Genomic DNA, 21,672 nt, shown 5'->3' with positions numbered 1-21,672 from the left:
CATGGTGATTTCGAAGAAAATGCACCTTGGCAGCATCCACGACGAACTTCGCGCCATTGGCCGATCAAGGCAGCTTTGTCCAGCACCGGGGACCGGTTGGAAGAGTTTCTGGAACGGAGCGCTTTCGATCGCGGTCCCTGGCTGGCAGTTGCGATGGCTTGCGGCATCGCAAGCTGGTTTTTGCTCAACACGAAGGCGCAATGGATAGGCTTTGCCACTGCGTTGGGGTTGCTGATATTCCTTTCGATTTCGGTTTGGCGGGACAGGGTCGAGCGAGCGGCCCTCCTGTTGGCCGTTGTTTCCCTAGGCGGTATGACACTTGCCGGCTTCGGAGCAGTCTGGGCTCGCTCAGCTATGGTTGGTCAGCCCGCGATCGAGCGACCGATGATCGAATGGTTCGACGGGCGCGTCATTGAGCGCATCGAACAACCTGCGGAGGATCGAACGCGTCTCGTCCTGGCGGTAACGGATCGTGACACCGGACTACCTCGCAAAATTCGAGTAAACTTGCCGCAGGCTAAGGACAGCGATGAGTTTCGGGAGGGGGCAATCGTGCGATTGAGAGCGCGCCTCATGCCCCCGGCCGGACCGATGCTCCCAGGCTCTTACGATTTCGCGCGATCTGCCTGGTTCGACGGATTGGCAGCATCGGGATCGGTTATCGGAGATGTCGAACTCGTCCGACGCCCGCCTGCAACGAGCGACATTTCCGAAATGCAGCGCCGCCTCTCTGCTCACGTCCGTACGCAGGTCTCTGGCAGCGCGGGTCATATTGCCGCTGCTTTCGCGAGCGGGGATCGAGGTTCCATCGGCAAACCTGATGAGATTGCCATGCGTGATGCTGGGCTGACCCATCTTTTGTCGATCAGCGGATTGCATGTCAGTGCAGTCATCGGAGCCGCGTATTTCATCGCATTGAAACTGATGGCGCTCTTTCCGCCAATAGCCCTGCGATTTCGGGTTCCGCTTATGGCTGCCGCGCTCGCTGCATTGGCGGGTATAGCATACACCGTCCTTACAGGGGCACAGGTTCCGACCGTGCGAAGCTGTATCGCTGCGCTGCTCGTGCTCGTCGCGCTCGCGCTCGGGCGAGAGCCCCTTTCCCTTCGGATGATAGCCGTAGCCGCGATTGCCGTGATGATCGCTTGGCCCGAAGCGGTCATCGGGCCGAGCTTTCAGATGAGCTTTGCGGCCGTCATTGCTATCGTTTCCCTACATTCCTTGGAGCCGGTGCGCCGGTTTCTAGCTCCACGCGAAGAAAGATGGCTGGTTTGGTTCGCGCGCAGGGTGATGATGCTATTTACGACCGGCCTCGTTATCGAAATCGCCCTGACGCCGATCGTCCTTTATCACTTTCATCGGTCCGGTATCTACGGCGCTTTCGCCAACGTTGTCGCAATTCCGCTTGTGACCTTTGTCTCGATGCCCGCAATTGCAGCGGCCCTTCTGCTGGATTTGGTTGGGCTAGGCCGACCGTTATGGTGGCTCGTGGGCATGTCGCTGGACTTGTTATTGTGGATTGCCCACCATACGGCGAATATTCCGGGCGCCGTCCGGTTGATACCACAGTTAGCTTTGCCGGCAGTGCTTATCTTCGCGTTCGGTGCATTATGGATGGCTTTGTGGAACGGTCGTGCGAGGTTGCTCGGAATTGTTCCGGTCTCGGCAGCTATTGTGATGTTCGTTTTTACGACGAGCCCTGACGTGATGATCTCGCGTGATGGGCGACATGTCGGAATTGCCGGTGAAGGCGAACGGCTACTTGTCTTGCGTGCTACGCAAAGCGGGTACACACGCGATAATTTCCTCGAACTATCGGGGCTGGAGGGCGAACCCTTGCCGTTTGAGCAGTGGGACAGGGCACGCTGCAGCGCGGATTTCTGTCTCACGACTCTCGAACGGGAAGGAGAGATTTGGCAAATTCTCGTCGCGAGAAGCAGGAACCTCGTAAGCGAACGCGAACTGTCGGCGGCCTGTGCCAATGTCGACATCGTGATAGCTGACCGCCGCTTGCGGCGCAGTTGCCGCCCGCGCTGGCTGAAAGCCGATCGCCGCATGCTGGAGCAGGCCGGCGGGCTTTCCATTAACCTTTCAAACCAAACTGTCGAGCGCGTTGCCGACAGCCAAGGAGATCATGGCTGGTGGCGCGAAGATAAACGCGCCTTTCAGCGATGATTTGCGGGTGAAAGCGCCGTCACGACACCGCGATTTTAATGATAACGGCGCAGCAATCCGGCAAGCTTGCCCTGAACCTTTACCTGCGAGGAGTTGTAGATCTGCGGTTCGTACATTTCGTTCGCCGGATCCAGCCTTACGCGAGCACCATCGCGGCGCAGATATTTAAGAGTCGCTTCCTCGTCATCCACCAAAGCGACGACGATCTCGCCATCACGCGCAGATTCCGTCCGGCGGATCAGGGCATAATCGCCGTCGAAAATGCCGGCCTCGATCATAGAATCGCCGGAAACTTCGAGCGCATAATGCTCGCCCGGACCGAGGAGCGCTGCTGGAACCGGAAGGCTATTGAAATCCTCGATCGCCTCGATCGGGGCGCCAGCCGCAATACGACCGTGAAGCGGTACTTCGACGATGTCGTTCGCTGCGGTGGGCTGCGTTGCGGTAGATTTCTTGAACGGAACCACCGTGTCGGACTTCGGCTCCGCCGAACCATTCTCACTCGCAGGCGACTGATCCGCACCGGCAGTTTCAGGAACCTTCAGCACCTCGAGCGCACGGGCACGGTTAGGCAAACGCCGGATGAAACCGCGTTCTTCCAACGCAGAGATCAGCCGATGAACCCCGGACTTGCTCTTAAGGTCGAGGGCATCCTTCATCTCTTCGAAAGAGGGCGAGATGCCCGTCGCTTCGAGCCGGCGCGCAATGAAGAGAAGCAGTTCGTGCTGTTTCGCGGTAAGCATCCAGTTGGCCTCCTTGCCAAGCCATTCCAAAATCCGTCAGCGATTAGTTAACACATTTCGCGAACGAATACGGAACAAGTAGGAAACTTGTTCGACAAGGTCAAGCATTTCCGCGCTTTTCTAAAGGCGGTATGCAGCCACGCTGTCTCCAATGCCGCGAGGTTCGTCATCTATAGGTCGATCGATAAGGTATTGCGCCTCGGCCAGGCTATGGAGAGCCCCGCTACCTTGCTCGGTCAACGCATATAATTTGCCATCCTTTTCGACCGCGCGCAGAAATTCGCGGCGATCGCCCCCAGCGGGGAGGGCGGCGCCGAGCGGCATCGAAACCGGCTTGAATTCGACATCTTCCGCCCCCGCCAAATGCAGGAGAAGGGGGCGTACGAATAGCATTGCCGTAACGAAGGCCGAGACCGGATTGCCCGGCAAGCCGACAATAAGTTGCTTGGCCCGTCGAGCGACCATGACCGGTTTGCCGGGCTTGATCGCGACTTTCCCGAACTTGAGGTCGGCGCCGATCTGCTCGAAAGCCTGTCCGACATGATCGTGCTCGCCCACCGAAGCGCCACCGATCGTCACGATGATGTCGTGATCATGGAGTTTCGCGAACTCCTCGGCAAGCCGGTCTGGATCGTCTGGCAGCAGGGGCTGCAACGATGCTTCAACGAGATGCGGCGCGAACATGGCCTTCAGCATAAGTCCGTTCGCTGCGGGCAGGCGGTGACTTTCCGTGCTGACAGGCTCCTGCATCGGATCGTATAATTCATCGCCGCTTTGAATGATGGCGAGTCTTGGACGACGCTTGACCGTTACTCGGGTCACCCCGGCAGTAAGAGCAAGGGCTAGCAGTCGCGGTGTGACCTCGCTTCCTTCTTCGGCGATCGTCTCACCTTTTGAAAAATCGCCGCCTCGTCGCCGGATATGCCTGTCGCGGGGTTCGGGCAGGTCGCCGCTCAATCTGATTGAACCCTCCGTGCGTTCGACAATTTCGCGGACGAGGATCGCATTTGTCCCTGCCGGAACGACTGCGCCTGTCGATATGAGCACGGCCTGTGCACTCGTAACCGTTCCCGAGTAAGGCTGGCCAGCTCGCGACTCCCCGATAACCTGCCATTCTTTGCCGTTGACGTCTGCGACTGCGAAGCCGTCCATCGCGGAAAGGTCGGCGGCGGGTTGAACACGCTGCGAGATCAAGGGAGCGACAATATATCGTCCAATCGCATCCGTCACCGCGATTTCTTCGTCCTCGAGCGGTGTCGCAAGGCGGAGAAGTTTGTCGAGGGCAACCTCGTAGGCGAGCAACTCGCTCACCGCACTGCTTGCCAGTCGCCCGACTTGCCGCCTTCCTTGGAAACAAGCCCGACCTCGTCGATCGTCATTCCCTTGTCGAGCGCTTTCGCCATGTCGTAGATCGTGAGCAATGCGACGGTCGTGGCCGTTAGCGCCTCCATTTCGACGCCGGTTTTGCCGCTGACGCGCACGGTGGCCGTCGCAATTATTGCGGTAGCTTCGTCGAACTCGAAGTCGATCTTCACCCGGTCGATAGCCAGGGGGTGACAAAGCGGTATGAGGTCGCTCGTCTTCTTCGCTGCCATGATGCCCGCTGTCCGCGCCGTCGCCAGCACGTCGCCTTTCGCGGCAGCACCCTCGCGAATAGCGGAGAATGCTGCGTCGTTCATGGCGATCTTACCGCGCGCAGTCGCGACACGACGCGTTACGTCCTTGTCGCCGACATCGACCATGTTCGCATCGCCGCGATTGTCGAGATGCGTCAGTTCAGCCATGGAGAAGTTTCCTCGTCGCTTCGGCAATGTCGTCCTTTCGCATAAGGCTTTCGCCAACGAGAAAGCATCTCGCCCCGGCTTTTGCCAATCGCGCGCAATCGTCGTGCGAGTCGATGCCGCTTTCGGAGACGAGGATTGCATCGGACGGTGCCATCTCGGCCAGCCGCTCGGTCGTCGAAAGATCGGTCTCGAAGGTCTTCAGGTTGCGATTATTGACCCCGATAAGGCGGGATTGCAGTCTTGCCGCACGTTCCAGTTCGGCTTCATCGTGAACTTCGACGAGGCAATCCATTCCCAGTTCGAGAGCGGCGCTTTCGATCTCCGCCATCATCGTATCGTCCAGCGCGGCAACGATGATCAGAATTGCGTCGGCGCCGATACTGCGCGCTTCGGCGACCTGCCAGGGATCGAGAATGAAGTCCTTGCGCAGGACGGGGAGATCGCAGGCAGTTCGCGCAGCCATGAGGTAGTCTTCGTGCCCGCTGAAGAACTTTGCATCGGTCAGCACCGAAAGACAGGTCGCACCGCCGGCAGCGTATGCCGAGGCGTGGTTGGCCGGGTCGAAGGATGCGCGGATCAGTCCTTTCGACGGGGAGGCTTTCTTGATTTCGGCAATCAGCCCGAAATCGTTGGATGAAGCTTCTTCGAGTGCCTTTTGAAAGCCGCGCGGGGCGGTTTGCTCTTTGGCCATGCGATCGAGTGCGTCGATGGAAAGGTCTCGTTTACGCAGATCCACTTCCGATCGCTTGAATGCGCAGATTTCGGCCAGTTTGTCCATCTTTCAAAGCGCCAATTCGATCCAGCTCTTAAGCAGTCGTTTGGCCGCGCCGCTGTCGATCGCTTCCTCCGCGAGCGCACGCCGTTCGGTCCAGTCGGAGCCGCGACCGGCAACCTTCAGGGAAGCAGCGGCGTTAAATACCGCGGCATCGCGGTAAGAACCCTTTTCGCCATCGAGCAATTCTTTCAGCTTGCTCGCATTGAATGCTGGATCGCCGCCACGGATCGCTTCGACTGGTGCGTGCTCGAGGCCGAGTTCGGTACAGGACAGTCGCTGCATCACGAATTCGCGGCCCTCGACCATGGCAACCTCGTTTCCGCCAGCAAGGCTCAATTCGTCGAGCCCCTCGTCGCCCGATACGATCAAAGCCATCTTCGCGCCCAGTTCCGCCCGTGCTTCGGCATAGATTGGTACATAGGCGGGGCGAGCTATTCCGATGAGTTGTCGCTCCACATGGGCCGGGTTCGACAACGGCCCCATCAGATTGAAGATAGTGCGCTGCCCGATTTCACGGCGCAGCGGTTGAATACGTCGCATTGCCGGATGATGGTTTGTCGCAAAAAGGAAGCAAATACCGATTTCGGCGAGCGTCTTCTCAGCCGTCCTGCCGGCAGCTTCCATGTCGAGGCCGAGCGCCTCCAGCGTGTCGGCTGCTCCTGCCTTCGACGACGCGGCACGATTGCCATGCTTAGCGACGGGAACGCCGCAAGACGCGACAATCAGGCTCACCGCTGTCGAGACATTCAGTGTATGGTGTCCGTCACCGCCGGTCCCGCAAACGTCGATCGCGTCGTCCGGTGCTTCGACCGGTATGAGACGCTCGCGTAGCGCGAGCGTCGCCCCGGCAATCTCCGCCGCCGTCTCTCCGCGATTGGAAAGCGCGACGAGAAACGCCTTGATCTCCTCGTCCGAAACCGTCCCGTCGAGGATAGCAGCGAAAGCGTCATGCGCCGTCGCCCGATCGATAGGATGTTCGATATCCGGCAAGCCGTTCATTGGCTGACGACCTCCAGGCCGCAAATCTTCAGAAAGTTGCCGAGCAACGCATGACCGTTTTCGGTTGCGATGCTTTCGGGGTGGAACTGTACCCCATGAATTGGCAGCGTTTCATGGCGGAAGCCCATCACGTTCGTGCCGTCGAGACCGGGCGTCGTCGTATGGGCATTGACCTTGAGACAAGCAGGAATGTCTTCGACGACGAGCGAATGGTATCGTGTCGCCCGATAAGGGGAGGGTAGGCCAGCAAAGACGCCGCTGCCGTCATGTGTGATGTCGGATGTCTTGCCATGCATGAGGCCGCCTTGCACGACCCTTCCACCAAAGAACTGGCCGATCGCCTGATGGCCCAGACATACGCCGAGCAGCGGAAGACCATGTTTTGCGCAAGCAGCCACGATTTGAAGGCTGATGCCCGCATTGTCGGGCGTGCTCGGACCGGGGGAAATGAGGATACCTTTGGGCTTCAGATCGAAGGCTTCGTCGACGGTCAAGACATCGTTGCGGCGAACCTCGACATCCGCTCCCAATTCCATGAGGTAATGGACGAGGTTGAAGGTAAAGCTGTCGTAATTGTCGATAACGAGGATCACGGTCTTATCGCTTCTCGACTACGATTATCGGACCGATTGCCGCGCCGGTATCGAGCCGGTCGGCAGCAGGGTTCCACAAGGCTGACACGTTTCCGTCGAGATAGAGCGCGTTGGGAACATCAAGTTCATCGCGATAGAGGCGCGCCATCTTGCCGAAGCTGACCGCCCGATTGCTGATGACGAAATGCGCGCGACCGCGTGTGTCGATGCCGACCGCATTCCTGATCGCCTTCGAGGTTCCGTCCGTCGCGATGTCGGGATGGAGCTTGCCATTAATCACGAGCATCGGCCCGCTTTGAGTGCCGAATTCGGGTCTGTCGGACACTGAACTGAAGAAATCGTCCGACGTCCTGATTTCCCATTTGCCATCGCTGCCGTAGAAGACGCCATTCGGCAGCATGTGGAAATTGCCTTCCCCGGCGTTTCGGTTGAGCTCCTTTAGCCGTTCCGAATTCTCGACATAGTATCCGATCGGATCGCCGGCATCGTCATACATGCCGCCATTGACGGCGAAGGCCACTGGCGGCGCATCGGATGACCGCGAAGCGGCATATTGGGCCAAGCCGCGATATGGCGTGCCGTCGCTCGACTGAAGCGCGGTCGAGATATGATGGCGCGCAGGCACCGCGACGCAGTGAATGAAGGGCTCGTTCTCGAAAATGACGGGCCTACACGGGGTTTCGACAGCCGCGCGCTGTTCGCTGGCAACATTGCCTTGTTCGGAGCCGCTGCCGGTCTCGGAGCCTCCGATCTCCGTCCGCACGACCGCTTCCCCGGTTGCCTGTTCGTTGCAGCCGGAAAGCGCGGTCAGACCCAAAACGAGGATAAGGCTTTTACGGAATGTGCTGTTCATTGCCCGAAACCGGGTTCGTTCGAGAGGCGCACGGCTTCCTCGGCAGCAGCGAACAAAGCGCCAGCTTTCGCGCGACATTCGCGCAACTCGTACTCTGGATCGCTGTCAGCCACGATCCCCGCGCCAGCATAAACGTGCATCACTTCATCCTTAACAATCGCGGTCCGCAATACGATGCAGCTGTCGATCGTTCCGTCCGTGCCGAAATACCCGACGCCGCCGGCATAGGGGCCGCGACGCTCCGGTTCCAGTTTTGCGATGATCTCGCAAGCCCGTATTTTCGGCGCACCGCTGACCGTACCGGCGGGAAAGCCTGCAAAAAGCGCGTCGAGAGCGTCCTTAGCGGGGTCGAGACGACCCACCACGTTGCTGACGATATGCATAACGTGACTGTATCGTTCGACGAAATAAGACTGCGTGACCTTCACCGTATCGGACCGGGCAACCCGTCCGACATCGTTCCTTCCGAGATCGAGCAGCATCAGGTGTTCTGCCAGTTCCTTCGGATCGGCGAGCAATTCTTCTTCTGCTTTCCTGTCGGCATCCGCCGTAGCACCGCGCGGCCGCGTTCCCGCGATTGGTCGAACCGTAACTTCTCCTTCGCGAACGCGCACCAAAATTTCAGGGCTCGAGCCGACAATCGCGAAGTCCGGAAAATCGAGGAAGAAGAGGAACGGTGAGGGATTAATCCGGCGGAGCGCTCGGTAAAGCGCGAGCGGGGGAAGATCGAATGGCGCAAAAAATCGCTGCGCGAGCACGACTTGGAAAATCTCACCCTGTTCGATGTAGTTCTTCGCCTTGCCGACCATCGCGCGATAATCCGCTTCGTCCATGGCGGGCTCGGGCCGCGGGGAACGCGCGCTGGCAATTTCAGCCGTCTTGTCCACTGAAGCGGCGAGCTTGGCGAGTAAGGTATCGATCCGCTCCGAAGCCGCTGCAATAGCTTGCCCAGGTTCCTGCGCAGCGTTCCAGATAGGAGCCACGCAGAAGATGCAATCCTGCAAGCGATCGAAGATGAAGATCGTGGTCGGGCGAACGAACAGCATGTCCGGAAGGTCGAGCGGATCGGCGGACGCGAAGTCGATCCTTTCGATTAGGCCGATAGTCTCGAAGGAAAAGTAGCCGACCAGACAGGACAGAGCGCCAGGGATTTCTTCCGGCGTATCGATCTGACATTTCCGGTGGAGGTCGCGTAGCGCTTCGACAGCAGGGGTTGCGATTTTCTCGAACGCTTCCTGATCGGTCTGCCAATTGCGATTTACGAAAGCGGCCTTTCCGTCGACCCGAAAGACCAGATCGGGATCGAGTCCGAGAAGGCTGAACCGGCCGCGGGTTTCGCCGCCCTCGACGGATTCGAGTAGGAAATCGCCTCTTCCCGGTTGCACAAGGTGGACTGCGGCTCGCACGGGGGTGACCGTATCGGCCACAACCTTTCGCCAGACCAGTGCGGGCTTTCCCGCTTCGAGAAGAGCGGCCGCCGTTTCTGCGCCTTGCGTCGAAGTCATTGGCGAGTTCGAGACGATCAGTTCTCGCCGATCAACTGACGGCGCACCGCCTCGACCGCGGCCTGATTGATTTCCACGCCCTGACTATTACGCATCGCAGTTACCAGTTGCTGCTGATATTCCTGCTCGATAGCCTGCCCGAGCTGGGTTTGTGCCTGAGCGACGAGCGGATCGCTCTGTTCGAGTTGTCCGGGTATGATCTCGTTCAAAGAAACTACGTAGTAACCCGTCGAGTTCTCCGCTTCGAGCTTCTTCTGGGTCCCTTGCGCCATGCTGAAGAACAGGGCGAGCGGTGGCGGAACGCGTTGCTCGCGCAAACGCGCAAGTTCCTCGCGTGTCAGGCTGACGGCCTCTGGCGGCGGCACGGACGTGTCGAGCGAGCGCACTGCTGCGGGAAGGTCCGTCTCGCCGTTCATCCGCGCAAGAACGCGGTCGGCGGCAGCCCGTGCAGCGCGCTGGCCCTGGACAATCCGCCAGTCGCGAACGAGCCGGTCACGAATTTCGGCGAAAGGAGCCGTCGCGCTTTCGGTAATGCGAGATACTTCGAAAATCAGAAATTCCTCGCCGCGCGTTACTTCCGCAATCTGGGGTTCGCTTTCGACCATCTGGAATGCAGTTTCGACAGCCGGCGCTACCGCGTCGGGAACCCGCTCGCCCGGCGTTCCATAGATCGAACCGTCTGCGACGACGGGGCGAGTGGTCTGAACCTCGAGCTCGAGCTCTTCGGCCAGATCGGTCAGGCTCACGCCATCCGCGAGGGAGTTCTCGATCTCCGCGCTCAGATCCGACAGGAGGCGATTGGTCTTCTGCTGACGAACAGTGGCCGCAATGTCCTCACGCGCCTGTGCCAGTGTCCGACCGGACTGCGAGCTGATGTCCTCTACCCGCGCAACATACCAGCCGAGATTGCCGCGAGCAGGAGTGGTAAGACTACCTTCGCCAGCTGCGAAATAAGCCTTTGCGACCGCTTCGTTGGCCGTTGCTTCAATTTCCGCTTTGGTCGAGGGGTCTACGGTCGTCGTGCGCAGACCGGCGGCCTGCGCAGCTTGCGCCAAGCTCTGCCCGCCTGCTACTGCACTTGCGATGGACCGCGCTGCCGCCTGGCTCGAGGCGATGACTTGTGTGAAGCTGCGCTCTTCACGCGCAGCAAATTCCTCTTCATTCTCGCGATAATAGCGCGTGATCTCGGCCTCGGTCGGAGCAGCCTGTTCGGCGATGGCGTCAGGGCCGAACGTAACATAGCGGATGATCCGGCGCTCTGGACGGACGTAGCGGCTGCGGTTCTCATTGTAGTAGGATTGCAGCTGCGCATTGCTCGCCTCACCTTCAGGCGCGAAGGCGGCGCTTGGCAGAAAGGCTATGCTGCCCGTCCGCCGCTCCCGGAACAGGGAAGCATATTGCCGCGCTATTCCAGTGGGGATTGTCGCATTTGCAGTCGTGGGCTGAAGGATCTGTTGAGCAAGGAGGCCATCCGCGAGATCGGCGCGAAACACCGCGTCGGTAAGACCGACCTGTTGTAAGGCCGCCCGGTAGACATTCTGATCGAAGGCTCCGCTCGGACCACGGAACTGCGGGATGTTGACGATCTCGCTATTTACGAGGTTTTCCCCGGCGCGAAGTCCGATCGAGCGGGCGTATTCAGCGATTGCATAGCGGTCGAGCATCCGGTTCAGCGTCTGATCGAGCCCTCCCGCCGCGACGAACTCCTCCATGGTGAGGTTGGGATTGTCACGTCTTGCCTGGTCGAGGGCAGTCGAAGCAGCCCTTGAAAGTTCCGCCGTCGAGACCTTTCGATCGCCCACCACCGCGACCCGGTCACCGCCGGCGACGCCGCCGAACGTTCCGGTATTCGCCACATCGCTGCTGGCGAAGGCGAAAGCGATCAGTCCAAGAAAGGCGAACGTTACCGCGAGACCTATCTTCGACTGGAAAAACTTGCGGAAAAACTGAAACATGATCGGTTGAATTCGTCCTGGTTGATCGGTGCTCTTGCGGCCCTGGGCCCACATCGTCGTGGCGCTCCATATAAGGCCCGGTATAAAGCGGCAAGGTTGATACTTATGGTTTTGACCTATCCGGCAAGCTCGGCTACCGGACCGTTCGAATTACGGCCGATCGGGCCGGTCCTCAACGACAGATAGGTGATTGCATGGCCGAACGGCCTTATATTGTCGGCAATTGGAAGATGAACGGTACGCGCGCGATGCTGTCCGAAGCACGCGCAATTGACCGGGCCTCGCAGCGTTACATGAAGGTCGAGGTGGCGCTCGCGCCGCCGTTCACCCTGATCCATGCGGTTGGCCGCGAGGTCGAGCAGATCGGCGTCGGTGCGCAGGATTGCCATGCAGAACCGGACGGCGCGCATACCGGCGACATTTCGGCAACCATGGCGCTCGATGCGGGTGCGAAATTCGTTATCCTCGGCCATAGCGAGCGTCGCGAGAACCACGATGAAAGTGACGCCCTGATCGCCAAGAAGATGGCGGCTGCGTTCGATGCAGGCCTGCGCGTGATCCTGTGCTGCGGCGAGAGCGCCGAAACGCGCGAAGCCGGTCGCGCCGAAGAATTCGTACTTGGCCAGCTGCGTGCTTCGTTGCCGGAACTTACCGACCCGCAGCAGCAGCTTACCGTCGCTTACGAACCGATCTGGGCGATCGGAACGGGCAAAGTGCCGACAGCCGGCGACATTACTGCGATGCATGGTGCGATCCGCGGCGTCCTGAAAGAGCGATATGGTGCCGACAATGCAGAGGCGATCCGCATCCTGTACGGCGGTTCTGTCAAGGCGGACAATGCCCGCGAAATCCTCGACCTGCCTGACGTCGACGGCGCGCTCGTCGGAGGCGCGAGCCTGACTGCCGAGAATTTTCTCGGTATCGTTCTTGCCGCGGTCGAGCGCGAGGACGAGGCCAACTAATCCATCAACGCAGCCAAGGCTTGCCGCCATAGCCGGCAAGTCCTAGATAGCCGGCAATCCGCTTGCCGATCGATCGAAAGATAGTCCGATGTCCCTCTTCGTATTCCTCACCGTCGTCCAGGCGATCGTCGCCGCCGCATTGGTAGGCGTAATCCTCATGCAACGCTCCGAAGGCGGAGGTCTGGGAATCGGCGGGGGCGGCAGCCCCTCGGGAATGCTGAGCGCACGCGGAGCCGCGGACTTCCTCACCCGCTCGACGAAGATGCTAGCAATTCTGTTCGTGGCCCTCTCCATCGCCTTGGCGGCGGTCGCGGTCGAGACGACCGGAATTGACGAGATTACGTCGACCATCGACCGTTCGGTCACACCGGCGGGACAGCCCGATCCGCTTTCCGGCGGCACCGGTTCGTCGGCATTGGGTGCGCCTGCACCTGTCGATGGCGGAGCCGACGATACGGCGCCTGCAAGCACCGATCCGCTCGCCGAGTAAGGCAGCTTCGGCGCCGTCACGGCGCACCGACTGCATTGTGGATTGGCGAGCGCCGTTGGGCGTTAATCGCTTGCTCCGAATCAATACGACTGCTTAAGGCTTGGCTCCCATGGCGCGGTATATTTTCATCACCGGCGGCGTGGTTTCTTCGCTCGGTAAAGGTCTCATGGCTGCCAGTCTGGCAGCGCTTCTTCAGGCGCGCGGGTACAAGGTTCGTATCCGCAAGTTCGATCCCTATCTCAATGTCGATCCGGGCACGATGAGCCCTTATCAGCATGGTGAGGTTTTCGTCACCGATGACGGTGCGGAGACCGACCTCGACCTTGGCCATTACGAGCGCTTCACCGGCGTTTCGGCGCGGCAGAGCGACAACATCACCTCGGGCAGGGTCTATCGCGACATCATCGCCAAGGAACGGCGCGGCGACTATCTAGGTGCGACAGTGCAGGTCATTCCGCACGTCACGGACGCCATCAAGGCATTCGCGCTCGACGATCAGGGCGACCACGACTTCATCCTGTGCGAGATCGGCGGAACGGTCGGCGACATTGAGAGCCTGCCGTTCATCGAGGCGATGCGGCAGCTGAAGAACGAACTCGGACCTTCGCGAACGGCCTTTATCCACGTCACCCTCGTCCCTTACATTTCCGCCGCGGGCGAACTGAAGACCAAGCCTACGCAGCACTCGGTTCGCGAATTGACCAGTCTCGGCATTCAGCCCGATATGCTCCTGTGCCGTTGCGAGCATCCGCTGCCTGATGGGGAACGGCAGAAGATCGCCAATTTCTGCAATGTCAGGAAGGAAGCGGTCATTCCTGCCCTCGATGCGTCCAGCATCTATGCCGTGCCCCTGCAATATCACGCCAGCGGTCTGGACGCCGAATTGCTCAAGCATTTCGGGCTCGAAAGCGAGCCGCCCGAACTGTCCGCATGGCAGGATATCCTCGACCGTTACGAGAACTTCGAAGGAGAGGTGACGATCGGGGTCATCGGCAAATATGTCGGGCTTCAGGACGCGTACAAATCGCTGAACGAGGCGCTTGTCCATGGCGGGCTCGCGAACCGGGTCAAGGTGAAAATCCGCTGGATCGACGCTGAAATCTTCGAGCGGGAACCGGGCGAAATCGTATCCGAACTGGAACCGCTGCACGGAATCCTCGTGCCCGGCGGCTTCGGCGAACGCGGCTCACGCGGGAAGATCGCCAGCGTTCGTTTCGCGCGGGAGCGCAAGGTGCCGTTTCTCGGGATATGCCTTGGGATGCAGATGGCCTGCATCGAGGGGGCGCAGCTTGCCGGTATCGGCGGCGCTTCCTCCACCGAGTTCGGAGAAACGCAGGAACCGGTCGTCGGCATCATCACCGAATGGATGAGCGACGAGGGACTTCAACAGCGCAACGTGAACAGCGATCTTGGCGGAACGATGCGTCTCGGCGCCTATGATGCAGCATTGAAGGAAGGGAGCCGCATCTCCGAGATTTATGGCAATGCGCTCACCATCTCCGAGCGGCATCGTCACCGTTACGAGGTCAACGCCGGATATATCGAACGTCTGGAAGCTGCGGGTTTGCGCTTTTCAGGCATGTCGCCCGATGGATTGCTTCCGGAGATCGTGGAGCGTCCGGAGCATCCCTTCTTCATCGGGGTTCAGTATCATCCGGAACTTAAATCCCGACCGTTCGAACCGCATCCTTTGTTCGCCAAGTTCATCGAGGCGGCTCTGCATCAGGCGCGCCTCGTCTGATATAAAGACCCTCTGATCTGACCGATCTGCGCCACTTTCGGACAGTCGGGAAAATCGATTCTTCAACTTTATTATGTTTTGTGGCAAGCAAAGCGTCGAATCCGGCTACGAAGCTTGCCACGGCCTCAATCGTCTAAAGCGACCCGGACGATCGAAGCAGGGGTGGGGCGGCACCACGTGTCGCGGGGCGGACCTTCCCAAAAGGCCCGCCCCGAACATCTTTCAAATTATGGCGCTGTCGCTGATCAGGCCGCGTCGGAGCGCTTCTCGTCATCGTCACTATCGACGATTTCCAAGCGCTGATGGCTCTTGAGCTGAACTTTCTTCGGCTTCATCGCCTCCGGAATTTCGCGCACGAGGTCGATGTATAGCAGACCGTCCTGAAGGTCCGCCTGTTCAACGCGTACGAAATCGGCAAGTTCGAAGCGCCGCTCGAAACCGCGATTGGCGATGCCGACATGCAGCATCTCGCGCGTTTCGTCGCTTTCCGAACGCTTCTTGCCCACGACGACGAGCAGGTTCTGCTGCGCGGTTATATCGATGTCCTGCGGACGAAAACCGGCGACCGCGAGGGTAATGCGATAATTGTCGTCACCCTGCCGCTCGATATTGAAGGGTGGGTAATTGTCGCCGCTATTCTGGCGGGCCTGGCCCTCCAGAAGGTCGAAAAGGCGGTCGAAACCGACCGTGCTGCGGCGATAGGGGGTAAGATCGATACGGTTCATGTTACAAATCCTCATTCTAGAGCAATTCGAAGTTCCGAAGCCCGCCAATCGGCGGCACTTCGTTCGTGCGTTCTCACCGGCAATCAGCCCGGAAAGTCCGCACCTTGCAAAGATATGTCATGAGAAATCGCCTTTCAAGATTTCGAAAGCCTCCTAAATGCAAGGAACGTGCAACAAGAAGAGGATCAAGATGAGCCAGCCCCAAATCGACATCTATACGAAATTCGGCTGCGGTTATTGCGCGCGAGCCAAGCGCCTGCTCGACGAGAAGAACGCATCCTATCACGAGCACGACATCACCATGGGCGGGCCTTCGCGTGACGAGATGATGAAGCGGGCTCCGATGGCGCGAACCGTGCCGCAAATATTTATCGGCGACGTTCATGTCGGCGGATCGGACGATCTTGCCGCACTCGAGCAATCGGGCAAGCTCGACGAGCTTCTTTCCGCATAGTATTGTAATGACGCGCATTGCCGTTCTGCAGATGCAGTCGGGCATCGACCCGATCCGTAATGCCGAGGCCATCGCCACGGCCTGCGATGAAGCGCGAAGCGGCGGCGCCGCAATGCTGTTCACACCTGAAATGAGCGGGTTGCTGGATCGCGACAGGAAACGCGCTGCTGCTTCTATTGTCAGCGAAGACGAGGATGTCTGCCTTCAACGCGTCAGACAGGCGGCTGCGGCGAACAAGCTCTGGGTCGCGCCCGGATCTCTACCGATCCTGCGCGAGGACGGTATGTGGGCGAACCGTTCGTATGTCATTGATGACACCGGCAATATCGCTGCCCGATACGACAAGATGCACATGTTCGACGTCGATCTCGACAGCGGTCAAAGCTGGCGGGAATCGAATGCCTACAGGGCGGGAGATGACGTCGTGACAGTCGAAACTCCGATCGGACGGTTGGGATTGTCGATCTGCTACGACATACGATTTCCTTTGTTGTTTGAGAGGCTTGGGCGCCTATCCTGCGACGTAATCGCTATCCCGGCGGCTTTCACCAAGCCTACCGGAGCTGCCCATTGGCATGTGCTGCAACGGGCCCGCGCCATCGAGGCAAGTGCCTATGTCGTCAGCGCCGCTCAGGTCGGCAAACATGAGGATGGACGCGAGACTTACGGCCATTCTTTGGTCGTCGATCCGTGGGGCGAAGTCCAACTCGATCTGGGCGGCGAGATGCCTTCGCTCGGCTTTGCGGACATTTCGAAAAAGCGCATAGCCCATGTGAGACAACAGGTCCCGAGCCTTAAAAACAGGCGAGAAATACCGGAGCGGACATCGAGATGATCGTTTTCGATCTGAATTGCCTCAACGGCCACCGCTTCGAAGCGTGGTTTCGCTCTTCGAGCGATTTCACCGAGCAGCAGGCGCGGAATCTTGTCACCTGTCCGCAATGCGGCATTGAAAAGGTTGAGAAAGCTCCGATGGCGCCAGCCGTGCCCGTCAAGGGAAACAGGGCGACGCACAAGGATGTCGAGCAGAGGTCAAGGGATGCCGAGAGCGCCCCAAAGGATAGCGAACCCTCACTTCCTGTCGCCAAGTCTGCTGTTCCGAATCTCCCGCCGGAGGTGAAGCAGAAATTCGAAGCTGCCGTCCGGCAATTCGCCAAAGCGCAAAGCGAAGTTTTGAAGAAGAGCGAATGGGTCGGCGATAAGTTCGCCGATGCCTCTCGCAAGATCCATTACGGCGAAGCGAGCGACAAGCCGATCCACGGCAAGGCGACCGCGAAGGAAGCGCGCGAGCTTCTGGAAGAGGGAATTTCGATCGCTCCGATCATCGTTCCCTTCGCGCCGCCCGACGAAGTCAATTGACCGGATTGCGCTTTGCCAAGCGTGCGGTTAGGCAATCGCGCGGGGCGCCCGTAGCTCAGTCGGATAGAGCACCAGATTCCTAATCTGGGGGCCACAGGTTCGAATCCTGTCGGGCGCACCAATCCTTCCTCTGATGCTATCCCCGGCGCAAACAAAGGCGCAGAAGTCGCCTGACACAAGTCAGTTCGTCTGACCGGCCTTGGTGCCGATCGGCACCTTCTCCTTGAAGGTGTGCGTGACGTAGGGGAACGGAATTTCGATACCCGCGTCGTCGAGGCCGCGCTTGATCGCGCGCACGACGAGATCCTTGCTTTCCCAACCCGAGCGGGGCGTCGAACCGGCCCACCAGCGAACCAGAAAGTCGACCGAGCTCGAATTGAATTCCTGCGCGAAGATGTCGATGCCCTTGTCCGTCGCCAGACCTGACACGCCGCGGACCGCCTTTTCGATGACTTCGGCAGCGTGATCGAGGTCGGTGTCATAGGAAACGCCGACGACCACTTCATGACGCCGCTGGTCATGATCGGTGAAGATCTCGACCGGGCTTTTGAACAGCATCGAATTGGGTAAAAGCGTGAGCTCGCCCGAGAGCGAACGGATATGTGTCTCGCGCAAGGTGATATGCTCGACCTTGCCCTTGATGCCTTCGCATTCGATAACGTCGCCGATGCGCATCTTCTCGCGGAGCATGATGAGGACGCCGGCAAGGAAATTCTCGAAGATATCCTGAAAGGCGAAGCCAATCGCGACCGCACCGATGCCAAGCCCTGCGATCAGGCTGGCCGCGGTCAGCCCCGGCATCACGATGACGGCGGCGATCATGAGCCCGATCAGCCAGATGCCGAGCTTCACGAGCGTAGCGATCAGGTTCTCGAGGCTGGGGCGGATGCTGGTCTTGCCGATCAGCATGTCGGCGATGCGAACCGCAAAACGCGCCACGATCCAGGTAATCAGCAGGACGATCAGGGCAATGGCAAGGCTGGGGAGGGCTTCGATGAAACCGGTCGCCATTCCTTCCAGTTCGCCCCTGATGGTCTCGATGTAATTCATGTCGGCAAAATCCCTTCGCAGCCGAACGGACCCTTACCGCAATTGTTCCGATACGAAGGGCAGGGCGCCCGGTTATCTACAGAATTAGACGCCCGTCCTTATCATTTGTTAGCCTGATGCAGCCAATCGGCGTGTCGCGGTGCTTTTTTCGTCTCGCTCCACTCCTCTAGCATGGGCATCGCAACGCGCTTCAGCTCGGCATATTGTTCGTCCGTGCCGATATCGGCTGCCAGTTCGACGCGGTGACCATTGGGGTCGAAGAAATAGATCGATTTGAAGATGCCGTGATGCGTCGGGCCGAGCACTTCGATCCCTTCGCTTTCGACATGCTCCTTCGCAGCGAGCAGCGCATCTTCGTCCGCCACGCGAAAGGCGAGATGCTGGACCCAGACCGGCGTGTTCTCGTCGCGGCCCATATCCTTCTGATTGGGCAGTTCGAAAAATGCGAGAACGTTGTCGTTACCCGCATCGAGAAAGACGTGCATGTAGGGGTCGTACTCGCCGGTGGAGGGTACGTGGTCCTCGCTGAAGGCACTGACATATTCCATGCCGAGTACGCGCTCGTACCATTGCACGGTCTCGCGCGCATCCTTGCAGCGATAGGCGGCATGATGCACGCCGCCCAGTTTGATGGGATGAGAGGACGTCCTGGTCATTCGGCCGGCTCCTTTTCCTCAACCTTCAACGTGCCGCGATTGATCTGGTCGCGCTCCATGCTTTCGAAGAGCGCCTTGAAATTGCCTTCGCCAAAGCCCTCGTCGCCCTTGCGCTGGATGAACTCGAAGAACACGGGGCCGACCTGCGCCTCTGCGAAGATCTGCAGGAGCAGGCGCGGCTGACCGCCTTCCGTAGTCCCGTCGAGCAGGATGCCGCGGGTCTGCAAGGCGCTTTTGTCCTCGCCGTGACCCGGCAGACGCTCGTCGAGCATCTCGTAATAGGTGGCGGGCGGGGCTGTCATGAAGGGAACGCCGAATGATTTGAGACGGTCCCAGCACGCGACGAGATCGTCGCAGATGAGGGCAATGTGCTGGATGCCTTCGCCGTTGAACTCGCGCAGGAACTCCTCGATCTGGCCTTTACCGCCATCGCCTTCTTCATTGAGAGGAATACGGATCTTGCCGTCCGGTGCGGTCAACGCCTTGGAAGTGAGGCCGGTATATTCGCCCTTGATGTCGAAGAACCGGATTTCGCGGAAGTTGAAGAGCGTCTCGTAATAATCCGCCCAGTACTTCATTCGCCCGTTATAGACATTGTGCGTCAGGTGATCGATCCGGTCAAAACCGGCGCCGACGGGGTTCCGCTCGACGCCCGGCAGATATTCGAAATCAATGTCGTAGATCGAGAGCGCGCCTTCACCTTCACCGTCGTCGTAGCGATCGATGAGATAAAGGATGGCTCCGCCGATGCCTCGGATTGCGGGAATACGCAGTTCCATCGGGCCGGGCTCGTTGGCGACCGGCTCCGCGCCCTGTTCGATGACGTGATCATAGGCCTTGGCGGCGTCCTTCACCCGGAAGGCCATGCCGCAAGCCGACGGACCATGCTCGCGCGCGAAATACCAGGCGGCGCTGCGCGGTTCGTAATTGGCGATGAGGTTGATCCCGCCCTGCCGCCAAAGCTGAACGTCCTTGCTCCGATGCGACGCGACATGGGTGAACCCCATCGCCTCGAAAACCGGTTCGAGCTGCCCTTTTTCGGGCGCACAGAACTCGACGAACTCGAAGCCATCGAGGCCGGCGGGGTTTTCGAACAGGTCTGCCATCAAGGTTCCTCACGTTATAGTTACAATGGAAACTATCTACCACAATGCGACCTATCTGTCAAAGCCGCTACCTCATCCACACAAGGTGCCGGAAAGGCGACGAACATTGGCGATTTTTCTTGCGAAAATCACGACGTTGTGGTGGTTTGGCGCGGTGATGCAAAGACGCCGTTTCGACAGGATGTTCCGCAAGGAAAACCGCACTCGCACGGTGGGTATGGGCGCGATGGGCCTGATCGTCGGACTGGCGCTCGTCGGTCCGTCGGGGCTGTTGTCGTGGAGCGAGACGTTGCGGCTGCGCGATGCCCGCGCTGCGCAGCTTGCCGAACTGGAAGAACGGCGCGACGAGTTGCAGCATCGCGTGACGTTGCTGTCGCCGGATTCGGCCGATCCCGACCTTGTCAGCGAACTCATCCGCGAGAACCTCAACGTCGTCCATCCGGACGAGATGGTCATCATCCTCGACGATCCCGTCGAACCCGCTGCGCGATAGGACGGTTCGCCGGTTTCCCCTACGTTCTCGGCGAATTGACCGCGCGAAGCATTGCGCGGTTCGAAAATTTCGTCTTATAGACCCGACCTTATGTACAGGACGCGGCTTGCCGGCATATCGCGCGCAAAAGGCGCTTGGCTGGCCGCAGTCGAAGAACGAGGATGACACGATTTGGCGAACGCTAAAGCCGAAAAGACAGCCGCAAACGCAAATGCGAACCCGGCAGAGGACGATTTCTCGCTTCGCAGCCTGCAGGAAGCGCATCAGGACAAACCCCGCTTCGATGCGAGCGAGGAACAGATGCTCGACTTCTACCGGCAGATGCTGCTCATCCGCCGGTTCGAGGAGAAGGCCGGCCAGCTTTACGGTCTCGGCCTGATCGGCGGGTTCTGCCACCTCTATATCGGGCAGGAGGCTGTCGCCATCGGCTTGCAATCGGCGCTCGACAACGACCGGGACAGCGTCATCACCGGCTATCGCGATCACGGGCACATGCTCGCCTACGGGATCGATCCGAAGGTCATCATGGCCGAGCTGACCGGCCGCGCTGCGGGCATATCCAAGGGCAAGGGCGGCTCGATGCACATGTTCTCGACCGAGCACAAATTCTACGGCGGGCACGGCATCGTCGGTGCGCAGGTGGCGCTCGGCGGCGGCCTTGCGCTCGCGCACCAGTACAATGACGATGGCGGTCTGTGCCTTGCCTATTTCGGCGACGGCGCGGCGAACCAGGGTCAGGTCTACGAGACCATGAACATGGCGAGCCTGTGGAACCTGCCCATCGTCTTCGTGGTCGAGAATAACCAATACGCCATGGGAACTGCGGTCAACCGCAGCAGCGCGGAAACCGAATTCTATCGCCGCGGTACGGCCTTCCGCATTCCGGGAATGGACGTGAACGGTATGGACGTCCTCGAGGTGCGCGGCGCGGCAGAGATCGCGTTCGATCATGTGCGCCAGGGCGGCGGCCCGGTCCTCATGGAATGCAACACCTATCGCTATCGTGGGCACTCGATGTCCGACCCGGCGAAGTACCGGACGCGCGAGGAAGTGCAGGGCTATCGCGATACCAAGGACCCGATCGAGGCCATCAAGAAAACCCTGATGGAAAAGGGAAAGAGCGAGGACGATCTGAAGGCAATCGACAAGGACATTCGCAAGATCGTCGCCGAAGCTGCTGATTTTGCGGAAAACTCGCCCGAGCCGGAAGCGGCTGAACTTTATACCGACGTGCTGGTCGGGGAGTATTGAGCG

The 21,672-nt window shown here is 59.5% G+C and carries 22 protein-coding genes and 1 tRNA gene; 10 read left to right on the top strand and 13 right to left on the bottom strand.

The window, feature by feature from the left end; genetic code table 11:
* Window positions 1-75 precede the first annotated feature (75 nt).
* Window positions 76-2,175, top strand: a complete 2,100-nt coding sequence (locus GRI38_RS04965) for a ComEC/Rec2 family competence protein (RefSeq protein ID WP_237487351.1) — start codon at window positions 76-78, stop codon at window positions 2,173-2,175.
* 35 nt (window positions 2,176-2,210) lie between these two features.
* Here GRI38_RS04965 and lexA read toward each other — a convergent pair whose 3' ends face one another.
* From lexA to GRI38_RS04920, 9 genes are all read right to left on the bottom strand, one after another.
* Window positions 2,211-2,918 carry a transcriptional repressor LexA gene (lexA, locus tag GRI38_RS04960; RefSeq protein WP_160681783.1) on the bottom strand — a complete coding sequence of 236 codons (708 nt, stop codon included), beginning with the start codon at window positions 2,916-2,918 and terminating at the stop codon, window positions 2,211-2,213.
* Between the two features lie 120 nt (window positions 2,919-3,038).
* A complete protein-coding gene (locus GRI38_RS04955) occupies window positions 3,039-4,229 on the bottom strand; it encodes a molybdopterin-binding protein (protein WP_160681782.1) in 1,191 nt (396 codons plus the stop codon).
* The gene (gene moaC, locus GRI38_RS04950; protein ID WP_160681781.1) at window positions 4,226-4,702 is read right to left on the bottom strand and encodes a cyclic pyranopterin monophosphate synthase MoaC; all 477 of its coding nucleotides are present in this window, start codon (window positions 4,700-4,702) and stop codon (window positions 4,226-4,228) included. Before moaC ends, GRI38_RS04955 begins: the two co-directional genes overlap by 4 nt.
* Window positions 4,695-5,480 (bottom strand): indole-3-glycerol phosphate synthase TrpC, encoded by a 786-nt coding sequence (gene trpC / locus GRI38_RS04945; protein WP_160681780.1) that lies wholly within the window; start codon window positions 5,478-5,480, stop codon window positions 4,695-4,697. Before trpC ends, moaC begins: the two co-directional genes overlap by 8 nt.
* Before the next feature lie 3 nt (window positions 5,481-5,483).
* Entirely contained in the window at window positions 5,484-6,476 is a 993-nt protein-coding gene (gene trpD, locus GRI38_RS04940) for an anthranilate phosphoribosyltransferase (protein WP_160681779.1), read from the bottom strand.
* Window positions 6,473-7,069 carry a glutamine amidotransferase-related protein gene (locus tag GRI38_RS04935; protein WP_160681778.1) on the bottom strand — a complete coding sequence of 199 codons (597 nt, stop codon included), beginning with the start codon at window positions 7,067-7,069 and terminating at the stop codon, window positions 6,473-6,475. The genes trpD and GRI38_RS04935 overlap by 4 nt, the downstream gene beginning before the upstream one ends.
* A 4-nt stretch (window positions 7,070-7,073) precedes the next feature.
* The gene (locus tag GRI38_RS04930; protein WP_160681777.1) at window positions 7,074-7,922 is read right to left on the bottom strand and encodes a phosphodiester glycosidase family protein; all 849 of its coding nucleotides are present in this window, start codon (window positions 7,920-7,922) and stop codon (window positions 7,074-7,076) included.
* Window positions 7,919-9,427, bottom strand: a complete 1,509-nt coding sequence (gene trpE / locus GRI38_RS04925) for an anthranilate synthase component I (protein WP_160681776.1) — start codon at window positions 9,425-9,427, stop codon at window positions 7,919-7,921. Before trpE ends, GRI38_RS04930 begins: the two co-directional genes overlap by 4 nt.
* Window positions 9,428-9,444: 17 nt before the next feature.
* Window positions 9,445-11,382 (bottom strand): peptidylprolyl isomerase, encoded by a 1,938-nt coding sequence (locus GRI38_RS04920; protein ID WP_160681775.1) that lies wholly within the window; start codon window positions 11,380-11,382, stop codon window positions 9,445-9,447.
* A gap of 194 nt (window positions 11,383-11,576) precedes the next feature.
* Here GRI38_RS04920 and tpiA point away from each other — a divergent pair, with 194 nt between their 5' ends.
* The 3 genes from tpiA to GRI38_RS04905 all read left to right on the top strand — a co-directional run bounded on the left by tpiA (window position 11,577) and on the right by GRI38_RS04905 (window position 14,575).
* Window positions 11,577-12,344: a triose-phosphate isomerase gene (gene tpiA / locus GRI38_RS04915; protein WP_160681774.1), complete on the top strand. Its 768-nt coding sequence runs from the start codon at window positions 11,577-11,579 to the stop codon at window positions 12,342-12,344.
* Window positions 12,345-12,432: 88 nt separating this feature from the next.
* The gene (gene secG, locus GRI38_RS04910; protein ID WP_160681773.1) at window positions 12,433-12,834 is read left to right on the top strand and encodes a preprotein translocase subunit SecG; all 402 of its coding nucleotides are present in this window, start codon (window positions 12,433-12,435) and stop codon (window positions 12,832-12,834) included.
* Window positions 12,835-12,943: 109 nt separating this feature from the next.
* Window positions 12,944-14,575: a CTP synthase gene (locus tag GRI38_RS04905; RefSeq protein WP_160681772.1), complete on the top strand. Its 1,632-nt coding sequence runs from the start codon at window positions 12,944-12,946 to the stop codon at window positions 14,573-14,575.
* Window positions 14,576-14,820: 245 nt separating this feature from the next.
* Here the strand turns inward: GRI38_RS04905 and GRI38_RS04900 are convergent, their stop codons facing one another.
* Complete coding sequence (locus GRI38_RS04900) at window positions 14,821-15,300, bottom strand: Hsp20 family protein (RefSeq protein ID WP_160681771.1); 480 nt, start codon at window positions 15,298-15,300, stop codon at window positions 14,821-14,823.
* Between the two features lie 190 nt (window positions 15,301-15,490).
* Between GRI38_RS04900 and grxC the strand changes: the two genes are divergently transcribed.
* From grxC to GRI38_RS04880, 4 genes are all read left to right on the top strand, one after another.
* Window positions 15,491-15,754, top strand: a complete 264-nt coding sequence (grxC, locus tag GRI38_RS04895; RefSeq protein ID WP_160681770.1) for a glutaredoxin 3 — start codon at window positions 15,491-15,493, stop codon at window positions 15,752-15,754.
* A 7-nt stretch (window positions 15,755-15,761) separates the two neighbouring features.
* On the top strand, window positions 15,762-16,589 hold the full coding sequence (locus GRI38_RS04890; RefSeq protein WP_160681769.1) for a carbon-nitrogen hydrolase family protein: 828 nt from the start codon (window positions 15,762-15,764) through the stop codon (window positions 16,587-16,589).
* Window positions 16,586-17,113, top strand: coding sequence for a DUF1178 family protein (locus GRI38_RS04885; RefSeq protein ID WP_160681768.1), 528 nt, complete (start codon window positions 16,586-16,588; stop codon window positions 17,111-17,113). The genes GRI38_RS04890 and GRI38_RS04885 overlap by 4 nt, the downstream gene beginning before the upstream one ends.
* Before the next feature lie 44 nt (window positions 17,114-17,157).
* A tRNA-Arg gene (locus tag GRI38_RS04880) sits at window positions 17,158-17,234 on the top strand.
* A 59-nt stretch (window positions 17,235-17,293) separates the two neighbouring features.
* Here GRI38_RS04880 and GRI38_RS04875 read toward each other — a convergent pair.
* The 3 genes from GRI38_RS04875 to hppD all read right to left on the bottom strand — a co-directional run bounded on the left by GRI38_RS04875 (window position 17,294) and on the right by hppD (window position 19,925).
* Window positions 17,294-18,163, bottom strand: coding sequence for a mechanosensitive ion channel family protein (locus GRI38_RS04875; RefSeq protein ID WP_160681767.1), 870 nt, complete (start codon window positions 18,161-18,163; stop codon window positions 17,294-17,296).
* Between the two features lie 101 nt (window positions 18,164-18,264).
* On the bottom strand, window positions 18,265-18,819 hold the full coding sequence (locus tag GRI38_RS04870) for a VOC family protein (protein WP_160681766.1): 555 nt from the start codon (window positions 18,817-18,819) through the stop codon (window positions 18,265-18,267).
* The gene (gene hppD / locus GRI38_RS04865) at window positions 18,816-19,925 is read right to left on the bottom strand and encodes a 4-hydroxyphenylpyruvate dioxygenase (protein WP_160681765.1); all 1,110 of its coding nucleotides are present in this window, start codon (window positions 19,923-19,925) and stop codon (window positions 18,816-18,818) included. The genes GRI38_RS04870 and hppD overlap by 4 nt, the downstream gene beginning before the upstream one ends.
* Before the next feature lie 106 nt (window positions 19,926-20,031).
* Here hppD and GRI38_RS04860 point away from each other — a divergent pair, with 106 nt between their 5' ends.
* Both GRI38_RS04860 and pdhA read left to right on the top strand, forming a co-directional pair.
* Window positions 20,032-20,418: an FtsB family cell division protein gene (locus GRI38_RS04860; protein ID WP_237487350.1), complete on the top strand. Its 387-nt coding sequence runs from the start codon at window positions 20,032-20,034 to the stop codon at window positions 20,416-20,418.
* A 171-nt stretch (window positions 20,419-20,589) separates the two neighbouring features.
* Window positions 20,590-21,669: a pyruvate dehydrogenase (acetyl-transferring) E1 component subunit alpha gene (pdhA, locus tag GRI38_RS04855; protein ID WP_160681764.1), complete on the top strand. Its 1,080-nt coding sequence runs from the start codon at window positions 20,590-20,592 to the stop codon at window positions 21,667-21,669.
* Window positions 21,670-21,672: the final 3 nt, after the last annotated feature.

The sequence above is a fragment of the Parapontixanthobacter aurantiacus genome, assembly GCF_009827635.1.
In the GTDB taxonomy this organism is placed as follows: domain Bacteria; phylum Pseudomonadota; class Alphaproteobacteria; order Sphingomonadales; family Sphingomonadaceae; genus Parapontixanthobacter; species Parapontixanthobacter aurantiacus.
The sequence above is the reverse complement of the archived record's forward strand: the minus strand, read 5'-3'. Positions and strand labels throughout refer to the sequence as shown.